The organism is Christensenella minuta (assembly GCF_003628755.1).
Taxonomy (GTDB): Bacteria; Bacillota; Clostridia; order Christensenellales; family Christensenellaceae; genus Christensenella; species Christensenella minuta.
Genome location: NZ_CP029256.1, coordinates 1,695,610 through 1,715,073, shown reverse-complemented (window position 1 = coordinate 1,715,073; position 19,464 = coordinate 1,695,610). Strand labels below are relative to the sequence as shown.

The window sequence follows — 19,464 nt, the reverse complement described above, 5'->3', positions numbered from 1 at the left end:
AAGTGCGGCAGGGATTTGGCGATAATGGAGGGATTTTATCCTATGAAATATGATGTAGCGGTGATCGGTGCGGGTCCGGCGGGCTTGGCAGCGGCTCTTGAGGCCAGGAAAAACGGTGCGGAAAAGGTAGTGATCCTGGAACGCGATTTTGAGGCGGGCGGGATTCTCAACCAGTGTATCCATAATGGGTTCGGCTTGCACTATTTTAAGGAGGAGCTGACCGGACCGGAATATGCGGAACGGTTTATAGACGAACTCCGCAAGACGGATATCGAGCTGAAGCTCAATACGATGGTGCTCGGTCTTTCACAGGCGAAGCACATCATTGCGGTTAACCCGCAGGAGGGTGTGCTCGGAATCGATGCGGGCGCAGTCGTTTTGGCAATGGGCTGCAGGGAGCGCCCGCGCGGCTCGCTCGGGATTCCGGGAACGCGCCCGGCGGGAATTTTTACCGCGGGGACGGCACAGCGCTATGTTAACATGGAAGGCTGTATGGTAGGCAAAAAGGTGTTGATTCTCGGGTCGGGCGACATTGGGCTTATTATGGCCCGGCGCATGGTGCTCGAAGGCGCGCAGGTGGCGGCGTGCGTTGAGCTGATGCCTTATTCGGCAGGACTCCGGCGCAATATCGTGCAGTGCCTCGATGATTTCGATATACCGCTGTACCTTTCCAGCACGATCACGGAGATCAGGGGAAAACACCGTGTGGAAGGCGTGGTGATCTCACGGGTGGATAAGGACAGGAAACCGATTCCGGGGACGGAAAAGGAGATCGAGTGCGATACGGTCCTGCTTTCGGTCGGCCTGATCCCCGAAAACGAGCTTTCAAAAAATGCGGGCGTAGAGATGGATATGCGCACAAAAGGGCCGATCGTCTATGAAAACATGGAGACGAGCATACCGGGTATTTTTGCGTGCGGCAATGTGGCGCAGGTACATGACCTTGTAGATTTTGTGACGATGGAAAGCATACGGGCGGGCAGGGCGGCCGCCGAATATGCGGCGCACGGCGAAAAAGAAGCGCCCTGTTTTGAGCTGTACGCGAGCCGGGGGCTGAATTATATCCTGCCGCAGCGCGCGCGCATGGATCATATCGACCAATTTCTCGATGTGTTTTTCCGCGTGAATGACATCTATAAGGATATCAGCATCGTAGTCAAATCGAACGGCGGCGAAATTGCGCGCTTCAGGCGCGATTATGCGGTGCCTGGGGAAATGGAGAAAATCCGTATTCCCAAAAAGCTGCTGACAGGAGATGAAATCGAGGTTTCTCTGAAAGGAGGCGAACAGGAATGAAGGAATTCACCTGTATTGTATGCCCAAAGGGATGCCGCATCTTTGTAGACGGGGACGGAAAATTTACGGGCGCGGGATGCGAGCGGGGAATCCGCTATGTGGAATCCGAGATGGAGAACCCCACGCGCATGATTACTTCCACGGTAAGAATCCGCGGCGGGGAGCTTCCCCGGCTGCCCGTTAAGACGAGCGCGCCCATTCCAAAAAAGATGATGCTGCGGGCAGTCGCGCTTTTAAACGATGTAACGGTGGAAGCGCCTGTCAGGTGCGGCGACGTGATCTTGAAAAACATACTTGATACGGGCGTAGATTTCGTGGCGACAAAGTCCGTGTGTTGAAGAAACCGCGGACCGGGATCTGGGTTGGCCCGCATGGGAACGGCCCGGTGCGGGGCGGATGGAAAGAATGAGGTGAGGGAAATGGCATGCTTAAGTGAAGAATTGACTTTTCTATCGGCGGACGGAAAGAGCGGGGTGTTTGCGCGTATATGGAGGCCGGATCATGCGCAGCCGAAATTTATCCTGCAAATTTGCCACGGGATGTGCGAATACATCGACCGTTATGCGGAATTCGCGGAATATATCGTGGAACGCGGCGGCGTCGTATGCGGAAACGACCACCTCGGCCATGGATTCACCAAACAGCGCAATAAAGACAGCTCTTACGGTTATTTTGCCGATAAAAACGGTGAAAAACTGGTGATGGAGGACGTGCATTCCCTGACCGTATTGATACGCGGGCGCTATCCCGGTATTCCTTTTATACTGATGGGACACAGCATGGGCAGCATGGTGGCGCGCAGCTATATGACGAAGTACGGCAGCGAGCCTGCATGCGCGGTATTTATGGGAACGTCGGGCGCGAACAGGCTGACAGGCCTCATCCGCTTCCTTGCGAACGCAGGCATGCTTTCTGGCCGTGCGAAAAAGCCCGCCACCCTCCTTTCGCATCTCGCATTTTCCAAATATAACGACAGGTATGGGGACGTACGTTCCAAAAACGACTGGATCACGCGCGACCGGGAGCGCGTCGGTCGGTATAACGCGGACCCGCAGTGCACTTTCTTGTTTACCGACCGCGCAGCCTATGACTTTGCCAACCTTGTCGACGACGTATCGGGAATACAGTGGGCCGGACGCATGCCGAAAGATAGACCCTGTCTGCTTGTGTCCGGCAGTATGGACCCGGTGGGAAACTATGGAGAGGGCGTAAAAGAGGTGTTTGGCTGGATGAAAGAGGAGGGGCTTCCCGTAGAGATGAAGCTTTACGAGGGAGCACGGCACGAGCTTTTGAACGAAACGAACCGGGAAGAAGTATTTGCCGACCTGTTCACATGGATACAAAAACACATTTGAGCGTCCGTTTGTTCTGAAAAATGTGAGATATTTTGTCGAGTTTTTCGTAGCTTATTGATAACAGGAAAACAGGAGGGACATTCCATGAAGAACGATAAGGAGATTCGGAAAAAGCTGACCGATGCGGAACTTGATGAAGCGGCAGGCGGAATAATAGCGGAACAGTTTGCGGAACTCCCCATGTCGAAGCTCGTCGGCGGGCCGCTTCGGGCGGTATGTGACGCGCAGAAGCAGCTCGCCCGCACGACAGAGGAATTTATCAAACGGGTTGGCGTGGAAACGGCCGGTACGGACGGCAAGAAATAATGGCAGCGGCATTGAAAGAAGCAGTATATGCAAAAAATGATGAAAAGCAGGCGCCCGCGCGCTTGCTTTTTGATATGATCCAAAGCGCTTTTCTTTATGGTAAGGTTGAAGGAAACTGTAAAAACATGCTATAATGACATTTAATTGCGGAAGAATACGCGCGTGAGCGCGAACGCCGACAGGGAGGTTTATGATGGAGAAGGATTTAAAGCTGGAGATTCTCGACATACTGGAAGACAACGCCAAGACGACGGCAGACGAAATGGCACTTATGCTGAATGTGGACGCCGCTACAATAGAAAAAACGGTGAAAGAGCTTGAGGACGAAAAGGCCATCATCAAATACAGCGCGCTTGTAAACCGCGACGTAGTAGATGAGGATGCGGGCGCGGAAGCGCTGATCGAGGTGGAGATCACGCCGCAGCGCGATTACGGCTACGACGATATGGCAAAACGTATCTACCGCTTTGAGGAGGTGCGCGCGGTCTACCTGATGGCGGGTACGTACGATTTGTGCGTGCGTATCAAGAGCCGCAGCATGAAAGATATTTCCAAGTTCGTATTTGAAAAGCTTTCGGTCATCGACGGGGTCACAAAGACGGTCACCGTATTCATTATGCGCAAATATAAGGAACAGGGCGTGATTCTCGTGGGCGATGAAACGGATGAAAGATTGGTGGTCACCCCGTGAGAAAGTTTATTGCGAAAACAGTGGAAGAGATGCCGCCTTCCGGAATACGGAAGTTCTTCGATATTGCGAGTGAAATGAAGGACATTATTTCCCTTTCCGTGGGCGAGCCTGATTTTGTAACGCCGTGGAACGTCCGGGAAGCGGCCATTGCATCGATTGAGCGCGGTTATACGCATTATACGTCCAACCACGGCAACCCGGCGCTGCGCAGGCTGATTGCGCGTTACCTGCGCGAGCGTTACGGTACAAGCTATGACTGGAAAACACAGACAATTGTGACGGTGGGCGCCAGTGAGGCGCTGGACCTTGCTTTTCGTGCGGTCATCGAGCCCGGCGACGAGGTCCTCGTGCCTGCGCCGTCCTATGTTTCGTATATGCCGGGAGTCGCCTTTGCGGGCGGGGTGGCGGTGCCCATCGAAACAAAGGAATGCGACGGTTTTACGGTTACGGCCCAGGCGCTTGAAGCGGCGGTCACGCCGAAAACAAAAGCGATCATCCTGCCGTATCCAAACAACCCGACGGGCGCGGTTATGACGAAAGAACAGCTTGCGGCCATCGTACCGGTAATCGAAGGAAGCGATCTGTTTGTAATTTCGGATGAAATCTATTCTGAGCTCACCTACGGCGGACGGCATTGCTCTATCGCTTCGTTTGCGGAGATGTATCCGCGTACGGTGGTCATTAACGGGTTTTCCAAGGCGTTTGCCATGACGGGCTTCCGGCTCGGCTATGCGGCCGGGTCCGAGGAGATGATCGCCGCCATGGTCAAAATCCACCAATATTTTATGCTGTGTGCGCCTACGGCCAGCCAGCACGCGGGCGAGGAAGCGCTCAGGCACGAACTAGATACGGATTTTGCGCAGGTAAATAAAATGGTGTCGGACTATAACCGCCGCCGGACTTTTGTTTACAATGCCTTCAAAAAAATGGGGCTTTCCTGCTTTGAACCCCGCGGTGCGTTTTACGTATTTCCGAACATCTCGGGAATGGGAATGACGTCTGAGGAATTTTGCCATAAGCTGATTCATGAGAAGCATGTGGCGTGCGTGCCGGGAACGGCGTTTGGTGCGGCGGGCGAGGGCTTCATGCGCTGTTCGTATGCGTCGTCCATGGACAACCTGAAGGAAGCGCTGAAAAGAATCGCGGAGTTTGTAGACGAATGCAGAAAATAAAACTATTGGCACTGGATATAGACGGAACACTGATCGCGGACATGGGGATGAACGTCGCGCCCCGGGATATGGAGGCGATCGAGCGTGCGCGCGGAGCGGGAGTTTTTGTAACAATCGCAACGGGGCGCATCCTCGAAACGGCCAAGCGGTGGATCCACGCGCTCGGGATCGATATTCCCGTCATCATATGCAACGGGGCGGATATACGCGACGAGGAAAAGTCATGGTTCCGCGACAGTATACCAAAAGAGGCGACGCGGGATATTATGTCCGCATACCGTGGGACGGGGCAGAAGCGGTATATCTTCAGCGACAACAAGATCTATTGCACACGGGACGATTATTATCAGGTTCTGTTCGACAAGTGGCAGCAGGGGGAAGAAGCGGTGTTTCCCGTAGTCATCAAGGATACGGAGGAAGAAATGTACCGGGAGATGTATGCGGATGCGGAGAAGGTGCTTGTTTGGTCTCCCGTTATCGAACTTGAACCGGAGCTGCGGGAAATAGCCCGAACTTTCGCGGGGAAATATAACGTTGTACGCGGCGAGGAACGCAATGTGGAATTCAACAAGCTCGGCGTCTCTAAGGGCTCGGGCCTCAAAAAACTGGCGGAGCTTCTCGGCGTGCCGATGGAGTGCGTAATGGCCATCGGCGACGGCGGCAACGATGCAGAGATGCTTCGCGCGGCGGGCGTGGGCGTTGCGATGGAAAACGCGATGGAAGAGGCGCGGGCAGCGGCGGACTATATTACGGCGGATGTGAGGAAATGTGGCGTTGCGCAGGCTATCGACCGGTTTGTGTTTGGAAAATAAGGAAACTAAAAAGCGTTCTGTAAAGACGGCTTAATAAAACGGCATAGAGTTATTTTGGAAACGGCGCAGCTTCGGCTATGCCGTTTCTCAGGTTTGCAGGCCATAGAGCAGGGACGCGGGGAGTATTCCAACAAGATCACAGCAAATATCAATCTGCCGCTCCTTATGCCCGTTTGGCTTGTAGGGAGCGTGAACATACACCGCCTCTGCGCCGTTGAGCACAGCAGGAGTCAACCCGTCCCAGCTGAGCTGTTTCAGCACAAGTTTTCAAAAAATTCTTCAATTTAAACGTGGGGCGGATTTTTGGAAATGCCAGAATATTCAAAAGAAAACGCCAGGAGTGCTCACTTACCCATAGCGTATATAGAACGCAGGAATATAACTATATTTTGTAATCCCTGACATTTTCCGGGATTTCCTCAGGCAGCATATTTTTTACGGTCTCTTCCGTTCCTGCCTCAATGGCAGTATCATAATACCAACACTTATATTTCAGCATATTTTTTGTTGCCTGCAATGCCTCGATCTGCTTTTCCACTTCTTCTAAACGGGCATGGAACATTTCCCGGCGCTTATGGAGAGAGCTATCACCCTCTTGGCACCAGATCAAAAATTCCTTAATTGCTTTTATCGACATACCCGAAGATTTCAGGCATTCAATCACCTTAAGCGTATCAATCTCTTTATCGGAAAAGACACGAATACCGCCGTTGCTTCGCTCCATATGTGGAAACATACCTTCGCGGTCATAGTATCGCAAAGTAGATATAGCAATTCCGGTAGCGTTTGCTACTTCGCCGATTGAATAGTACATAACATTCTCCTGAAAATTTTTTAAAATACCTCTTGGCCTAAACCTAACTTTAGCTTCTATAATGATACTACACCTGAAAAACGGGTTTGTCAATCTAAGCTCCAATTTGATTAAACAAGGAAAGGAAAATTTGTAATGAACATGAACTTCAATTTTAACAACCCTACAAATCTTTATTTCGGCACGGGAATGCTAAATGAATTGGGAACGCTCCCAATGCCCGGAAAGAAAGCAATGGTGCTGATTTCTAACGGAAAATCCACGAAAGCGAACGGTTATCTTGACCGTACGCTGGAGCAGCTTCAAAAGGCAGGAGTAGAAACGGCGCTGTTTGACAAAATTATGGAAAACCCTGTAAAAGAAGTTATTATGGAAGGTGCCGCGTTTGCGAGAGGAACCAACTGCGATTTCATTGTTGCGCTTGGAGGCGGCGCAGTAATCGACTCATCTGCGGCAATTGCAGCAATGGCTACGAACGAAGGGGATTTATGGGATTATGTATTCGGTGGAACAGGGAAAGGCAAGCCGCTTGGCAAGAAAGGACTTCCGATTGTTGCGATTGCAACCACTTCCGGTACCGGTTCGGAAATGAACGGATTCGGGGTTATTTCAAATCTGGAAACGAAAGAGAAAATTGGGTTCGGCAACCCGGGGCTTACCCCAGTATTGGCGATTGTTGATCCGGGACTCATGACGACTGTACCTGCTAAATATACGGCTTATCAGGGATTTGACGCACTGTTTCACAATACCGAAGTTATGATGTCGAAGGGCGTGAATATTTTGAGCGAAGCAATTGCCCTGTCTGCGATTGAAAATATAGCAAAATACCTGCCCCGCGCTGTAAAGGATGGAAAGGACATTGAAGCAAGAGAACATGTTGCTTATGGTAGCACTATGGCGGGTGTTACGATGCAGCTTACCTCTACCACGGCACAGCACAGCATGGAACATTCTATGAGCGCGTATCATCATAATCTTCCGCACGGTGCCGGCCTGATTATGATTTCAAAAGCCTTCGCTGAATTTTTTATCGAAAGACACGCCTGCGACGGGCAGTTTATTAAAATGGCGCGGGCTATGGGATTGGAAAATGCAGCTAAGCCGGAGGACTTTATTACGGCCCTTATGAAATTACAGGAAGAGTGCGGCGTATCCGGCTTGAAAATGAGCAGCTTTGGATTTGCGCCAGATGAAGCCATGACACTGGCGAAAGGCGCGCGGTTCATGCAAGGAGGACTGTTTGCGGCAAATCCCTGTGAAATGACAGACGAGGATTGCGCCGGAATTTTTAAAAAATCTTATCGCTAATAAAAGTCCGGACGATCGCAGGTAAAACCTGATGAGGAGGGAAGGAAATGCGTAAACTTGCAGCCGTTTTTTGTACATTCTTGCTTTCTTTAGGGCTTTCCGCTTGCGCCGCCGCAAGGGAAAACAGTGTATTCGAGAGCCAGGCAGGGCAAGCCGGAACATCTTTATCGACTGAAATGATTGCCGAAACAGACGAAATACCACAGGCAAATCATTTTAACTTTGAAACAAAAACGGTAACTTTGAACAGTGGTTATGAAATGCCGGTTTATGGAATTGGCACCTACAGCCTTTTGAATGAAGAATGTGTAAATTCCGTTTCGGCAGCCTTGGAAAATGGCGTTCGCCTGATTGATACCGCCTACATATATCATAACGAAGAAAGCGTTGGAGAAGCAGTTAGAAGTTCCGGCATTGCAAGGGAAGAAATTTTTGTAACCACAAAACTATATCCAAACCAGTTTGAAAATGCCGAAGCTGCCATCGATGAAGCGCTGGATAAACTGGATATAGGGTATATCGACCTCATGCTGCTTCATCACCCGGGGGATAAAGACGCAGACGCCTATCATGCAATGGAAAAGGCTGTAGCAGAGGGCAAAATCCGCTCCATAGGTTTATCTAACTGGTATATTGAGGAGCTGGAAGAATTTTTACCACAGGTCAGCATTACCCCCGCATTGGTACAAAACGAAATACATCCTTACTATCAAGAAAATGATGTGATCCAGTATATTCAAAATTCTGGAATTGTAGTACAGGGATGGTACCCGCTTGGCGGCAGGGGACATACGCAAGAATTATTAAACGACCCTGTTATTGCGGAAATTGCCGCAGCGCACAGAAAGTCATCAGCGCAGGTCATTCTTCGCTGGAATTTGCAAAAAGGTGTGACAGTCATACCTGGTTCCAGTAATCCCGATCACATCAAAGAAAATACGGAGTTATTTGATTTTGAATTGACCGGCGCGGAAATGGAACAAATTAATGCTCTAAACCGAAACGAGAAGCACGACTGGTACTAAAGGCAACTCAAATAATTCATTCGTGGAGCATATTGGATACTTTTCACGCTCATTGTAAAGCCGTTTTCCACACGCTGCACGCCCCGAAAACGGCGTTCTGTTGCAAAACAAACGGGCGTATCGTCTAAGCGGCGATACGCCCGTTTTGCTTTGTACCCGGTATGGACCAGTTGTCCTGTTTCAGTTTATTGACGAGGCTGCTTTATGGGGCGGCTTCCCAAATGGCTGCTTTTCGGTTTGCCTAGATAATGTTGTACATCATATCGGAAATCACGTCCATGATCTTATCGTGACACTGGCCGCAGCCAGTGGAGCAATGCGTCACCTTTTGCACGTCGTCAAATGCGGACGTAACATCCGTCATGTTTTTTGAATTCCGCAGAGCGCTTTCGATATCCGCGAGCGTTACCTGCTTGCAGTTGCAGATTACCTTGTTTTCCATTGCCATAGAATCTTACCTCCCAATCGTTCTTCTATCCATTATATACCCTTTTTGGCAAAGAGTATGCAGGAATTTCGCCGGGAGCGGAATTTTTACGCCGCGGGAGCGGACCCGTCCGGCAGTACGGGCGTGGGGAGGGCGGGCGAAGGGACCTGATCTGCGGCTTCCTTCGCCGCCTGAAGCTCCGCCGCCTGCGCCATTACATCTTCGAGAGGCGTTCCGTCGGCGGGGAGCGGAATGCCGCTGCCCACTTCCACGACCGGCGCGGTTGCACTGTACGTCGAGGTGGTCACTTTGTATTTTTCGCCTATCGGCTGGTCGGTTTCTTTACCGTATTTCTGGGCGTAAACCGTATACTGCTCGCCCGGCTGGCCTACCTTCGTAAGTTTTACCGCATACTTATCAAGGGATGAATTTGTTTTATACTGAACATCCGGCAGAGGTTCTTCGCTGTCGAGGACAGATTCAAATAAAAGGGAATAATTCCTCGGTACCTGCCCGTAAAAATCAACAGTAACCTGAGAGCTTGGAATATCGCAATTTACAATCAATATGATATCGCAGTCATAAGGATTGCCGATCCTGAAATCCGGGCCGCCCGTGGAAATCGTCGCATCCATACCTTGGGGAACGTAGCTCGCCATGATGGTATGCGGAACACGCTCCACAATCTTCATTTCCGCCCTGAGCGCGGCGTTGTACATGGTGGATGACACCTGGCAGATTCCGCCCCCCGCTTGTTGTGTATAAGTACCGTTTTCAATACCGGGCGCAAGCGCCCAGCCGTTTTCCACCGTCCGGTCTCCTACGGTGTCGTTGATGGAAAACGTCTCCCCGGGATGGATAATCGCACCATTGAGGATATTGCTGATTTTCCAGATGTTATATTTCCTGCTTTCGGATGAACCTCTGCCGACTGCCGTTGTGGCGGACCCCATCAATACCAGCTCGCGCCCTGCCACCGGAACGGCTGTTTCCGTTTTCCCCGGCGCGGCGAAGGAACGGAGGTCCTGGTTTTCGATTTGCTTCCTGATCTGTTCCAGAAGCGCGTCCTCGTCCACACGGAAAAAGGTTCCGGGTTCGTTCCGCACGATCCGTCCTGAGGTTGTAAGGGCGTCTTCATCGGCTTCCTTTTCTACGGAATAAGAAGCCTCGGGCTGATTCCAGTCGGCGCTGTCCTCAGCGATCGCCGCTTTGATCCGGGCGTCGTCAACCGTCAGCTCCATCGGGAAATTCTTTTCTTCACCGCCGTTTTTCATCGCGTGTGCGAGGGCGGCTTCCGCATCCATCCAAACGCCCAGCTCGGAAAGGAGATGCCGGTAAGGGGTTTCGATATTTTTTACGGTATATTCCACCTGCCGGTAGAGGAAGTCGTCCACGACAGGCTGGAGAGCGCGTTTTCCCTCCTCGAAGGTCAGACCGCCCATGGCGATCCCGGCAACGGAGGTTCCCTTGGCAAATTTATCGTGGTCCGTGATACCGGAATAGACTTCAAGGGAAGGCTGGCACGCGGTTGTAAAGCATACCGCGACCAGCAGGACGGCGGCGAATACGGAAATGAACCGGATTCCTCTTTTCGTATTGCTTTTCATAAAGATTCCCCGAATTCGCTTTTCTGCGGTTTTTTTGTTGTTTTGCAGAGACATCCCCAAAACAGGCTGAGGGCACATCCGGCAGGAGAACATTTCCAATATCGTACGGGCATAAGCCTTCTTTGCCTCCGGGGGAAGGGCGGCGGTGGCAATATTATCGCATGCCGCCTCCATATCTGTTTTGATGGGCTTCTGCATGAGCCATACAACCGGGTTGAACCAGTAAACGGCGCGCAGTATAAGCATCAGCAGGCATACGATATAGTCGCCTCGCTTAAAATGCACGAGCTCGTGGCGAACGGCGAAGTGCAGCCGGGCGGGATGGCCCAAAAGGGATATGGGCAGGATCAACTTGGGAAGGAAGGAAGCGGTAAGCGCGGGGGAAGAAGCGGAATTCTGGACAAGCACGCGCAGCCGCCGCCTGATACCGAGCTCGCGCCGTACTTTATTTATGGTTCGCATAACATCCGCCGGCGGAAGTACGCACGAACGCCTGATCCTCCGCGAGAGGGAAAGACAGCCCCCGGCTGTCTTTAAGGCTACAGCTGCGATACCGGCAAGCCAGACGGCGAGAAACACGGTTTCGGGCTTTATGGCCGGACCGGCGGGCGATGTGTCCCCGGCGGACAATGTAGGATCAGCCGTGCCCGGCAAATTTCCCGGATCAGCCGTGACGCTGTTCCCCATACCTGCCTCCTTTGCGTTTATGGAGACGGGAGCCTGCGCCTGTTGCCGTACCGCGGCAGGCTCTTCCCGCGGAGCGGCGGGTGCCTCCGCCGTCTCCTCTGCCTGTGCCGCGGCAGGAACCGCCTCCTGCGGGATGGTGACCAGTCCAAAACTGCTTTGGACGGTAAAGGGAATTGCGAGCCGTGCGATCAGCAGGAACCATATGAAGTATTGCAGCGAGGGGGAAAACTGTTTTTTGAAAAGGCGTTTCAAGAGAAGGATCAGCGCCATAAGGAGAGCAGAATAAACGGTGATTTCAAGCAATATCCGCAGTATGCTCATTTTGATTCCCCCAAACGGTCGATCAGCGTTTTGAGTTCGGCTTGGTCCTCGTCCCGGAGTCCGCTTTCTTCGATCATGCACAGGAGCAGGTCCTTCCGGCTGCGCGAACTGACTTTCTTGAGCAGACTGCGGCTTTCCGCGCGGATGCAGTCTTCCCGCCGCACGAGCGGATAATAAAATTTATCGCGGCCCTTGGCTTCAAAGCCGACGAAGCCTTTGTCACAAAGCTTCTTCAGGTAGGAAGCATAGGTGCGGTAGCTCCAGGCGACGGTCCCGCCCATTGCCTCGATCACGCCGGAAAGAGGCTGCGGGTCCCTGCCCCAGAGCGCATTCATAACCATCCATTCGCTGTAAGTCAAAGTTTCCGTCATTTTTCGGCCCTCCGCTGGCTCCATTCTGTTTTTGCGTAGAGAACAATCCAATGATTATAAAAGCAAGCTTATGACTATAAGTATAATCATAAAATGGAATTTGTCAATGAAAAATAAAAAATAATGTTACGAAGGCAGCGCATCGTATGTTCCTTACTGCCGTTTTGGGAACGCAGAGGGCTGAAAACCGCTCTGCAAAGCGGAAAATGATAAATTATCCTTTTGCCGAATTTTTACATTGCGCACACATGGATTTTACCTTATAATTATCATGGATTGATCTTCGGATTAATATCAATTTTAAGCGGACGGCAGCGTTTTTATTTGCTTCCGGACTGTTTAGAAGGCATGGAAAGCTAGGTTTAAGATGGCAGTTCAGGTTGTTCTCATTGAACCGGAAATCCCGCAGAACACGGGAAATATTGCACGCACTTGCGTTGTTACGGGGAGCGTGCTCCATATTGTCGGGCCAATGGGCTTTTCACTCGATGAAAAGCATGTGCGCCGCGCCGGTCTTGACTATTGGAAGGACCTTACCTTATATATGTACGAAAGTGTTGAGGAGTTATACCAAAAATACCCGGAGGGAGATTTTTGGTATTTTTCTTCCAAGGTGCAAAAGAACTTCGATCAGGCGGCTTATTCGGAGGACTGTTTTTTGGTGTTTGGCAAGGAAACGGCAGGGCTTCCCAAGGGGCTTCTGGACCGGAATGCGGCCCGGGCGGTCCGCATTCCAATGCAAAGCGGGCAGCGGTGCCTGAACCTTTCCAACGCAGTGTGCGTGGGGGTCTATGAAGCGCTGCGCCAGAACGGCTATTTTCATATGAAATGAAAATTTCTTATTGGGGGAACTTTATATGGATTTATGGAGTATTCTAATGCTCATCGGAGGTCTCGGGCTGTTCCTTTACGGCATGAAGCTGATGTCGGACGGCCTTGAAGCGGCGGCGGGCGATAAGCTGAGGACGGGGCTCGAGCTGATGACGAAGAACCGCTTTTCGGCGCTTGGGCTTGGCGCGGGCGTAACGGCGGTTATCCAAAGCTCATCGGCGACTACGGTTATGGTCGTAGGCTTCGTGAATGCCGGGCTGATGTCGCTCACACAGGCGATCAACGTTGGCATCGGCGCCAATATTGGTACGACGATCACCGCACAGATCGTGGCCCTCAAGGTGACGCAGTTTGCACCGATCGTCCTTTTTGCGGGCGTGGTTATCATGCTGTTCGTGAAGAAACGTTCGGTACGGCGCATCGGCGAGATCATTGGAGGCCTTGGTATCCTGCTTTTCGGCATGGAACTGATGTCGGAGGCGGTCGCTCCGTTGCGGGAGTACCAGCCTTTTATCGACCTGCTGTCTTCCTTCCAGAATCCGTGGATCGGGCTTGCGGCGGGGCTTGCAGTGACGGCCATTATCCAGAGCTCATCGGCGACGATGGGTATCATCCAGGCATTTGCCATGCAGGGAGTCATGGGGCTCGATTCCGCGGTGTATGTGATCCTCGGCCTCAATATCGGGACCTGCGTCACAGCGATCCTGGCAAGCATCTCCGGAACCAAGACGGCCAAGCGTACGGCGGTCGCCCTGCTGTTCTTTAACATCATCGGCGCATTTATCTTTATGGTCGCGATGCGGTTTTTGCCCATTGTGGACTGGATCAAATCGTGGACGCCCGGCTCGCCTGTCAACCAGCTCGCCAACTTCCATACCTTCTTTAATGTGGTTTGCGCGTTTATCTTTATCGGCATCCCGCAGGTATTGACGAAGCTATCCTACTTCTTTGTGCGCGGCGAAGATAAACAGCTCGAAGGCAAGAAGCTCAAATATATCGACAAGAATGCGGACAGCGCGCCCGTCGCGGTCGGCCAGGCAATCCTCGAGGTTTCACGGATGGAACGGCTTTCCGGCGAAAACTTCAACCTTGCGATCAGGAGCTTCCTTGAACGGGATGAGAAATTAATCAACGAGGTCGGGGAAAATGAAAAGGTCGTCAATTACCTCAACCATGAAATCACGGATGCGCTGGCAAACGTCAGCCAGACAGGCCTTTCCGAGGTGGATTCGCGTACGGTGACGGGTCTGCTGCACGTCATTATGGATATTGAACGCATTTCGGATATCGCCCAGAACATCGCCGATATCGCGGCGATCCGTTTGGATAAAAAGATTAAAATGTCCAAGAAGGGCGCGGTGGAAATCCAGTTTATGGCCGATAAGATAGGCGAAGCGTTCCGCCTGCTGCGCGAAGCGCTCAAGGAAGGCAACCTCGAAAGCGCGCAGCGCGTGATCGAGATCGAGGATGAGGTTGACCGTTATGAGGCCAAGATCAAAAAGAACCATGTCAAGCGCCTTAAAAAGGGCGAGTGCAGCGCGCAGGCCAGCACGGTGTTTACGGATGTAATCACCATGTGCGAGCGCGTTGCCGACCATGTGGCGAATATCGCGGCGGTATATCTGCGCGGGGAAATGCAGTAACCCGGAGGCCGCAGGCACGCCGCCCGCCCGACAGCTTGGAAGGCCGCGCCGGGGCGCATGACGCGCCCGCGTCCGCGGCCTTTTACTTGTTCCTCCGGGAGCGCACAGATTTATCCGGCCAGCAAGTTATGCTTGATTATTAGGGGGTTATTGATTAAAATAAAAGGGTATGTGAATAATCATTCAAAAAGGAGTAAAGATCATGAAAAAGACGATTGAAGATATCGACGTCCAGGGCAAAAAGGTGCTCGTGCGCGTGGATTTTAACGTTCCGCTGAACGAAAATGGGGAAATTACGGACGAAACCCGGATTAGGGCGGCACTCCCGACTATCCAGTATCTTCTGGACCACGGCGCAAAGGTAATCCTGATGTCCCACCTCGGCCGGCCGAAGGGGGAGGTAAAGCCCGAGTTTTCGCTCGCGCCCGTTGCGAAACGGCTTAGCGAAATTTTGAACACCAAAGTGATCTTTGCAAAAGACTGCATCGGCAAAGAGGCGCAGGACGCAGTGGATTCCATGGAAGCGGGGCAGGTCGTGCTGCTTGAGAACCTGCGTTTCCATAAGGAGGAAACGGCAAACGATCCGGAGTTTGCAAAACAGCTGGCCAGCCTCGGCGATATTTTTGTGCTCGACGCATTCGGCACCGCGCACCGCGCGCATGCTTCTACGGCGGGCGTTGCGGATTACCTCCCGGCAGTCGCGGGCTTTTTGATCGGCAAGGAACTCTCCATCATGGGCAAGGCGCTTGAAGACCCGGCGCGTCCCTTTATCGCGATTCTCGGGGGCGCCAAAGTGTCGGACAAAATCGGCGTGATCGAAAACCTGCTCGGAAAGGTGGACGGGCTGATTATCGGCGGCGGCATGGCGAATACGTTTGTCAAGGCGCAGGGCTATGAAATGGGCAAATCCCTTGTGGATGACGAAAGGCTCGGCCTTGCGCGCGACCTGATGGACCAGGCAAAGAAAAAAGGCATCAAGATTATGCTCCCGTCTGATTTTGTCGTAGCCAAGGAGTTCAAGGCGGACGCGGAAACGCAGATCGTTGCGGCGGAAAACATCCCGGCGGATGCGATGGCGCTTGATATCGGACCGTCGACGCGGATCATCTTCGCCAACGAAATCAAGAGCGCGAAAACGGTTATCTGGAATGGGCCGATGGGCGTTGCGGAAATGCCCGCATTTGCGAACGGCACGAAAGCCATCGCAGAAGCGCTTGCGGATTCTTCGGCGATCACCATCATCGGCGGCGGCGACAGCGCTGCGGCTGTGAAAAAGCTCGGTTATGCGGACAAGATGTCTCACATCTCCACGGGCGGCGGCGCCTCTCTCGAATTCCTCGAAGGAAAAGAACTGCCGGGTGTAGCAGCCCTCAACGACAAATAATGTATGGGGTGGCTGCGGGTGCGTTCCATGCTTGAAAAATGACGGTCAAAAGGACGGAGATTCTCCGTCCTTTTCAAAAAGATTACAATTCAAAAAGGAGTTTTATAATGAGAAAACCGATTATTGCGGGAAACTGGAAAATGAACAAAACTGCGGGCGAAGCAGTCAGCCTGATTAACGAATTAAAGCCCCTCGTTGCGGATGCGAAAGCGGACGTAGTGGTATGCCCGCCTGCGGCGGATCTCGCGGCGGCGGCCCAGGCGTTGAAAGGCTCTGGAATCGGCCTCGGCGCGCAGAACCTCGATTATCACGATGCCGGCGCGTTCACGGGCGAGATTTCTGCGGATATGCTGCTTGACCTCGGCGTACAGTATGTTATCATCGGACATTCCGAACGCCGTGAATATTATGCCGAAACGGACGAGACCGTGAACCTGAAGGTCAAGAAAGCGCTCGAAAAGGGTCTTACTCCCATCGTATGCGTGGGAGAAAAGCTGGAAGAGCGTGAAAGCGGCGTGACGGCAGAAGTAGTGCGTAAGCAAACGAAACTCGCCCTCCTCGGCGTGGCGGAAAGCGACGTCCGCAAGGTGGTGATCGCGTACGAACCGATCTGGGCGATCGGCACGGGTAAAACGGCAACGGCGGACGATGCCAACGACACCATCAAAGAGATCCGCGCAGCGGTAAAAGAAGTGTTTGGCGGCGCGGCGGACGAGGTAAGAATACAGTATGGCGGCAGCATGAACCCCAAAAATGCGTCCGAGCTGATGGCGATGAGCGACATCGACGGCGGGCTCATCGGAGGCGCTTCGCTGAAGGCGGAAGATTTTTCCAAGGTGGTAAATTACTAAGGACGTACGCGGCGCTTTTCGCCGCAGGCGCGTATGGGAAAATCCAATCTTGATAGAAAAAGGTGACATATATGGCATTTACAGCATTAATTATTATGGACGGCTTCGGCCTTACGTCGCAGACGGAAGGGAACGCGATTTATGCGGAAGGGACGCCGAACATTAAAAAGCTGATGGAGAAATACCCCGCCACGCAGCTTGGCGCAAGCGGTATGTCCGTCGGCCTGCCTGACGGACAGATGGGAAATTCCGAGGTCGGGCACCTGAATATCGGCGCGGGCCGGATCGTTTACCAGGAGCTTACGCGGATCACGAAGTCCATCGCTGACGGCGATTTTTTCAGCAAGCAGGAATTCATGGACGCGGTCAAAAACGTAAAAGAAAATAGCAGCGCATTGCATCTTATCGGCCTCATTTCGGACGGCGGCGTGCATAGCCATCAGGAGCACCTGTACGCGCTCCTCAGGCTGGCAAAGGAGAACGGGATCGGCGACAGGACGTACGTGCACTGCCTGATGGACGGCCGCGACGTTCCACCGGACAGCGGCAAAGGCTTTATCGAGCAGCTTGAAGCGAAGATCGAGGAGATTGGCGCGGGTAAAATCGCAACGGTCATGGGACGTTATTACGCAATGGACAGGGACAACCGCTGGGAACGCGTGAAGCTTGCCTATGACGCAATCGTAAAAGGCGAGGGGCTCGACGCGCCGGATGCGGTCTTGGCGATGCAGGACTCCTACGGCAGGAAAGAATACGACGAATTTGTGAAACCCACGGTCATCACGGAAAACGGGGAACCGGTGGCGAAGCTCAAGGCGAACGATTCGGTGATCTTTTTCAATTTCAGGCCAGACAGGGCGCGGGAACTCACGCGGAGCATCACCCAGGAAGATTTTACAGGCTTTGAGCATGAATATTTCCCGACGTATTTTGTATCCATGACGCAGTATGATAAGACATTCGAGAACATCCATGTGGCATATAAGCCGCAGGTGCTCCAAAACACGCTAGGAGAATACTTGGCGAAACAGGGCAAGAAACAGTTCCGCATTGCGGAAACGGAGAAATATGCGCATGTTACCTTCTTTTTTAACGGCGGTGTGGAGCAGCCGAACGAAGGAGAGGATAGGGTGCTCATTCCATCCCCGAAGGTCGCGACCTACGACCTCCAGCCGGAGATGAGCGCGCCCGAGGTATGCGCAAAGGCGGTAGAACTGATTGAATCGCAGAAGTATGACGTGATGATCCTCAATTTTGCGAACTGCGATATGGTCGGCCATACGGGAATCTTCGAGGCGGCGGTGAAAGCCGTCCGTGCGGTGGACGAATGTGTGGGCAAGGTGGTGGACGCGATCCTCAAGGTGGGCGGCGAGGTGCTAATCACTGCGGATCACGGCAACGCGGAAATTATGGTCGATCCGGAGACGGGCGGACCCTTCACGGCGCACAGCACCAATCCGGTTCCCTGCATCCTGGTTTCGCAGAGACACCAGCTTGACAAGCTGAGGACGGGCGGTATCCTCGCGGACCTCGCGCCCACAATGCTTGACCTGATGGGACTTCCGCAACCTATAGAAATGGAAGGCAAAAGCCTGCTTGAAAAATAGGACAAGACTGCTCCGGTCCTCCGGGGCAGTTTTTTTATGCCTGAATTCCCAAAATTGAGATAGGAGCTTTCCGTATATAGATGCAGAGGATGGAAGAAGGAGGAACGAACGGTCATGAAAGACAGGAAAACGCCTTTGAACGGGAAACAGCTGGAACAGGCAAACGGCGGGGGACAGGTCTCAAAGCCGGGAAAATTGGGCTGGAGCAGCTTCGCGGCATGTGAGAAACGCAAAGGACTGGAGGTCCACGATGCCCGGCCGGTCATACAATGCAAAAAATGCGGGAATGTGACGAATACTTATATCAACGATTGAGCGGAATCCGCCGTCCGGACGGGGGAGAATGCGCACAGGCGCATTTTCCCTCCCCAGGCGGCTTTTTTCTTCCCAAAAATAATTTTTTGATGTAGATAAAACAGGACATATATATTATAATAGTCTTAAACGGAACCTATTCAAAAAACAAGGGGGTCTTTACCATGATACAATTGATCTATGCGAAAAAGGGCAGTGGGAAAACAAAAAGACTGATCGATCTTGCAAACGCGGAGCTGAACTCCACAAAAGGAGATGTCGTTTTCATCGATGATGACAAGCGCTACATGTACGATGTCGCGCACCAGGCACGCTTCGTGGACGTAAAGGACTTCGGAATCGATTCGGGCGACGCCCTTTATGGCATGTTATGCGGCATGGTATCTCAGAATTATGATATAGAAGCGGTATTTATCGACGCATTCCTCAAGATTGTAAAGTTGGATGTGGAAGAACTCAAGGAGCTGATTGGAAAGATTGAAGCGCTTTCCGAGAAAAACGGCTTCAAGGCAGTTATCATCATCAGCGCGGATCCGGCACAGGCGCCGGATTTCCTCAAACAATACATCATCTGAGGATGCGTCTTTTTGTTTCACCGGATAGCAGTATGGCCGGGTCGTTACGGAAAGAATTGCGTT

Annotated in this window: 22 protein-coding genes; 17 read left to right on the top strand and 5 right to left on the bottom strand. The window is 52.3% G+C overall.

What is annotated here, in order from left to right:
- The first annotated feature begins 42 nt into the window (after positions 1-42).
- The 8 genes from B1H56_RS08125 (at position 43) to B1H56_RS08095 (ending at position 5,632) form a co-directional block, all read left to right on the top strand.
- Positions 43-1,296 (top strand): NAD(P)/FAD-dependent oxidoreductase, encoded by a 1,254-nt coding sequence (locus tag B1H56_RS08125; protein ID WP_066521680.1) that lies wholly within the window; start codon positions 43-45, stop codon positions 1,294-1,296.
- A complete protein-coding gene (locus B1H56_RS08120; RefSeq protein WP_066521683.1) occupies positions 1,293-1,634 on the top strand; it encodes a DUF1667 domain-containing protein in 342 nt (113 codons plus the stop codon). The genes B1H56_RS08125 and B1H56_RS08120 overlap by 4 nt, the downstream gene beginning before the upstream one ends.
- Before the next feature lie 81 nt (positions 1,635-1,715).
- Positions 1,716-2,651 carry an alpha/beta fold hydrolase gene (locus B1H56_RS08115; RefSeq protein WP_066521923.1) on the top strand — a complete coding sequence of 312 codons (936 nt, stop codon included), beginning with the start codon at positions 1,716-1,718 and terminating at the stop codon, positions 2,649-2,651.
- Between the two features lie 84 nt (positions 2,652-2,735).
- Positions 2,736-2,957: a DUF2589 domain-containing protein gene (locus B1H56_RS08110; RefSeq protein ID WP_066521685.1), complete on the top strand. Its 222-nt coding sequence runs from the start codon at positions 2,736-2,738 to the stop codon at positions 2,955-2,957.
- Complete coding sequence (locus tag B1H56_RS14960) at positions 2,957-3,091, top strand: hypothetical protein (protein WP_258106643.1); 135 nt, start codon at positions 2,957-2,959, stop codon at positions 3,089-3,091. Before B1H56_RS08110 ends, B1H56_RS14960 begins: the two co-directional genes overlap by 1 nt.
- Before the next feature lie 56 nt (positions 3,092-3,147).
- Complete coding sequence (locus tag B1H56_RS08105) at positions 3,148-3,648, top strand: Lrp/AsnC family transcriptional regulator (RefSeq protein WP_066521687.1); 501 nt, start codon at positions 3,148-3,150, stop codon at positions 3,646-3,648.
- Positions 3,645-4,820: a pyridoxal phosphate-dependent aminotransferase gene (locus tag B1H56_RS08100; protein WP_066521688.1), complete on the top strand. Its 1,176-nt coding sequence runs from the start codon at positions 3,645-3,647 to the stop codon at positions 4,818-4,820. Before B1H56_RS08105 ends, B1H56_RS08100 begins: the two co-directional genes overlap by 4 nt.
- Complete coding sequence (locus tag B1H56_RS08095; RefSeq protein WP_066521690.1) at positions 4,808-5,632, top strand: Cof-type HAD-IIB family hydrolase; 825 nt, start codon at positions 4,808-4,810, stop codon at positions 5,630-5,632. Before B1H56_RS08100 ends, B1H56_RS08095 begins: the two co-directional genes overlap by 13 nt.
- A gap of 87 nt (positions 5,633-5,719) precedes the next feature.
- On the opposite strand, the gene B1H56_RS14515 is transcribed toward B1H56_RS08095, so the two are convergent.
- Both B1H56_RS14515 and B1H56_RS08090 read right to left on the bottom strand, forming a co-directional pair.
- On the bottom strand, positions 5,720-5,893 hold the full coding sequence (locus B1H56_RS14515; RefSeq protein WP_156515149.1) for a hypothetical protein: 174 nt from the start codon (positions 5,891-5,893) through the stop codon (positions 5,720-5,722).
- A gap of 121 nt (positions 5,894-6,014) precedes the next feature.
- A complete protein-coding gene (locus tag B1H56_RS08090; protein WP_066521695.1) occupies positions 6,015-6,446 on the bottom strand; it encodes a MerR family transcriptional regulator in 432 nt (143 codons plus the stop codon).
- 135 nt (positions 6,447-6,581) lie between these two features.
- Here B1H56_RS08090 and B1H56_RS08085 point away from each other — a divergent pair, with 135 nt between their 5' ends.
- Together B1H56_RS08085 and B1H56_RS08080 are read left to right on the top strand one after the other, a co-directional pair.
- Complete coding sequence (locus B1H56_RS08085; protein ID WP_066521697.1) at positions 6,582-7,757, top strand: iron-containing alcohol dehydrogenase; 1,176 nt, start codon at positions 6,582-6,584, stop codon at positions 7,755-7,757.
- Between the two features lie 176 nt (positions 7,758-7,933).
- The gene (locus B1H56_RS08080) at positions 7,934-8,782 is read left to right on the top strand and encodes an aldo/keto reductase (protein ID WP_066521925.1); all 849 of its coding nucleotides are present in this window, start codon (positions 7,934-7,936) and stop codon (positions 8,780-8,782) included.
- Between the two features lie 241 nt (positions 8,783-9,023).
- Here B1H56_RS08080 and B1H56_RS08075 read toward each other — a convergent pair whose 3' ends face one another.
- The 3 genes from B1H56_RS08075 to B1H56_RS08065 form a co-directional block, all read right to left on the bottom strand.
- Positions 9,024-9,230, bottom strand: coding sequence for a (2Fe-2S)-binding protein (locus B1H56_RS08075; RefSeq protein ID WP_242862042.1), 207 nt, complete (start codon positions 9,228-9,230; stop codon positions 9,024-9,026).
- 86 nt (positions 9,231-9,316) lie between these two features.
- Positions 9,317-11,824, bottom strand: a complete 2,508-nt coding sequence (locus B1H56_RS08070; RefSeq protein ID WP_066521702.1) for a M56 family metallopeptidase — start codon at positions 11,822-11,824, stop codon at positions 9,317-9,319.
- Positions 11,821-12,195, bottom strand: coding sequence for a BlaI/MecI/CopY family transcriptional regulator (locus B1H56_RS08065; protein ID WP_066521704.1), 375 nt, complete (start codon positions 12,193-12,195; stop codon positions 11,821-11,823). Before B1H56_RS08065 ends, B1H56_RS08070 begins: the two co-directional genes overlap by 4 nt.
- 367 nt (positions 12,196-12,562) lie before the next feature.
- Between B1H56_RS08065 and B1H56_RS08060 the strand changes: the two genes are divergently transcribed.
- The 7 genes from B1H56_RS08060 (at position 12,563) to B1H56_RS08030 (ending at position 19,401) form a co-directional block, all read left to right on the top strand.
- Positions 12,563-13,027, top strand: coding sequence for a tRNA (cytidine(34)-2'-O)-methyltransferase (locus B1H56_RS08060; RefSeq protein ID WP_066521705.1), 465 nt, complete (start codon positions 12,563-12,565; stop codon positions 13,025-13,027).
- Between the two features lie 25 nt (positions 13,028-13,052).
- Entirely contained in the window at positions 13,053-14,669 is a 1,617-nt protein-coding gene (locus tag B1H56_RS08055; protein ID WP_066521706.1) for a Na/Pi cotransporter family protein, read from the top strand.
- Between the two features lie 202 nt (positions 14,670-14,871).
- Positions 14,872-16,053, top strand: coding sequence for a phosphoglycerate kinase (locus B1H56_RS08050; protein WP_066521711.1), 1,182 nt, complete (start codon positions 14,872-14,874; stop codon positions 16,051-16,053).
- Between the two features lie 107 nt (positions 16,054-16,160).
- Positions 16,161-16,904 carry a triose-phosphate isomerase gene (gene tpiA, locus B1H56_RS08045; RefSeq protein WP_066521713.1) on the top strand — a complete coding sequence of 248 codons (744 nt, stop codon included), beginning with the start codon at positions 16,161-16,163 and terminating at the stop codon, positions 16,902-16,904.
- Between the two features lie 71 nt (positions 16,905-16,975).
- Positions 16,976-18,511: a 2,3-bisphosphoglycerate-independent phosphoglycerate mutase gene (gpmI, locus tag B1H56_RS08040; protein WP_066521716.1), complete on the top strand. Its 1,536-nt coding sequence runs from the start codon at positions 16,976-16,978 to the stop codon at positions 18,509-18,511.
- A 114-nt stretch (positions 18,512-18,625) separates the two neighbouring features.
- Entirely contained in the window at positions 18,626-18,826 is a 201-nt protein-coding gene (locus B1H56_RS08035; RefSeq protein ID WP_066521718.1) for a hypothetical protein, read from the top strand.
- Positions 18,827-18,990: 164 nt separating this feature from the next.
- Positions 18,991-19,401 carry a hypothetical protein gene (locus tag B1H56_RS08030; protein WP_066521720.1) on the top strand — a complete coding sequence of 137 codons (411 nt, stop codon included), beginning with the start codon at positions 18,991-18,993 and terminating at the stop codon, positions 19,399-19,401.
- The last annotated feature ends 63 nt before the right edge of the window (positions 19,402-19,464 follow it).

Bases quoted from the DNA above. Each gene is read 5' to 3' on its own strand.
- B1H56_RS08075 (WP_242862042.1), bottom strand. From the start codon at position 9,230: ATGGCAATGGAAAACAAGGTAATCTGCAACTGCAAGCAGGTAACGCTC.
- B1H56_RS08105 (WP_066521687.1), top strand. From the start codon at position 3,148: ATGATGGAGAAGGATTTAAAGCTGGAGATTCTCGACATACTGGAAGAC.
- gpmI (WP_066521716.1), top strand. From the start codon at position 16,976: ATGGCATTTACAGCATTAATTATTATGGACGGCTTCGGCCTTACGTCG.
- B1H56_RS14960 (WP_258106643.1), top strand. From the start codon at position 2,957: ATGGCAGCGGCATTGAAAGAAGCAGTATATGCAAAAAATGATGAAAAG.
- B1H56_RS08050 (WP_066521711.1), top strand. From the start codon at position 14,872: ATGAAAAAGACGATTGAAGATATCGACGTCCAGGGCAAAAAGGTGCTC.
- B1H56_RS08055 (WP_066521706.1), top strand. From the start codon at position 13,053: ATGGATTTATGGAGTATTCTAATGCTCATCGGAGGTCTCGGGCTGTTC.
- B1H56_RS08090 (WP_066521695.1), bottom strand. From the start codon at position 6,446: ATGTACTATTCAATCGGCGAAGTAGCAAACGCTACCGGAATTGCTATA.
- B1H56_RS08125 (WP_066521680.1), top strand. From the start codon at position 43: ATGAAATATGATGTAGCGGTGATCGGTGCGGGTCCGGCGGGCTTGGCA.
- B1H56_RS08110 (WP_066521685.1), top strand. From the start codon at position 2,736: ATGAAGAACGATAAGGAGATTCGGAAAAAGCTGACCGATGCGGAACTT.
- B1H56_RS08065 (WP_066521704.1), bottom strand. From the start codon at position 12,195: ATGACGGAAACTTTGACTTACAGCGAATGGATGGTTATGAATGCGCTC.
- B1H56_RS08080 (WP_066521925.1), top strand. From the start codon at position 7,934: ATGATTGCCGAAACAGACGAAATACCACAGGCAAATCATTTTAACTTT.
- B1H56_RS08060 (WP_066521705.1), top strand. From the start codon at position 12,563: ATGGCAGTTCAGGTTGTTCTCATTGAACCGGAAATCCCGCAGAACACG.
- B1H56_RS08085 (WP_066521697.1), top strand. From the start codon at position 6,582: ATGAACATGAACTTCAATTTTAACAACCCTACAAATCTTTATTTCGGC.
- B1H56_RS08095 (WP_066521690.1), top strand. From the start codon at position 4,808: ATGCAGAAAATAAAACTATTGGCACTGGATATAGACGGAACACTGATC.
- B1H56_RS08030 (WP_066521720.1), top strand. From the start codon at position 18,991: ATGATACAATTGATCTATGCGAAAAAGGGCAGTGGGAAAACAAAAAGA.
- tpiA (WP_066521713.1), top strand. From the start codon at position 16,161: ATGAGAAAACCGATTATTGCGGGAAACTGGAAAATGAACAAAACTGCG.
- B1H56_RS08035 (WP_066521718.1), top strand. From the start codon at position 18,626: ATGAAAGACAGGAAAACGCCTTTGAACGGGAAACAGCTGGAACAGGCA.
- B1H56_RS08120 (WP_066521683.1), top strand. From the start codon at position 1,293: ATGAAGGAATTCACCTGTATTGTATGCCCAAAGGGATGCCGCATCTTT.
- B1H56_RS08070 (WP_066521702.1), bottom strand. From the start codon at position 11,824: ATGAGCATACTGCGGATATTGCTTGAAATCACCGTTTATTCTGCTCTC.
- B1H56_RS08115 (WP_066521923.1), top strand. From the start codon at position 1,716: ATGGCATGCTTAAGTGAAGAATTGACTTTTCTATCGGCGGACGGAAAG.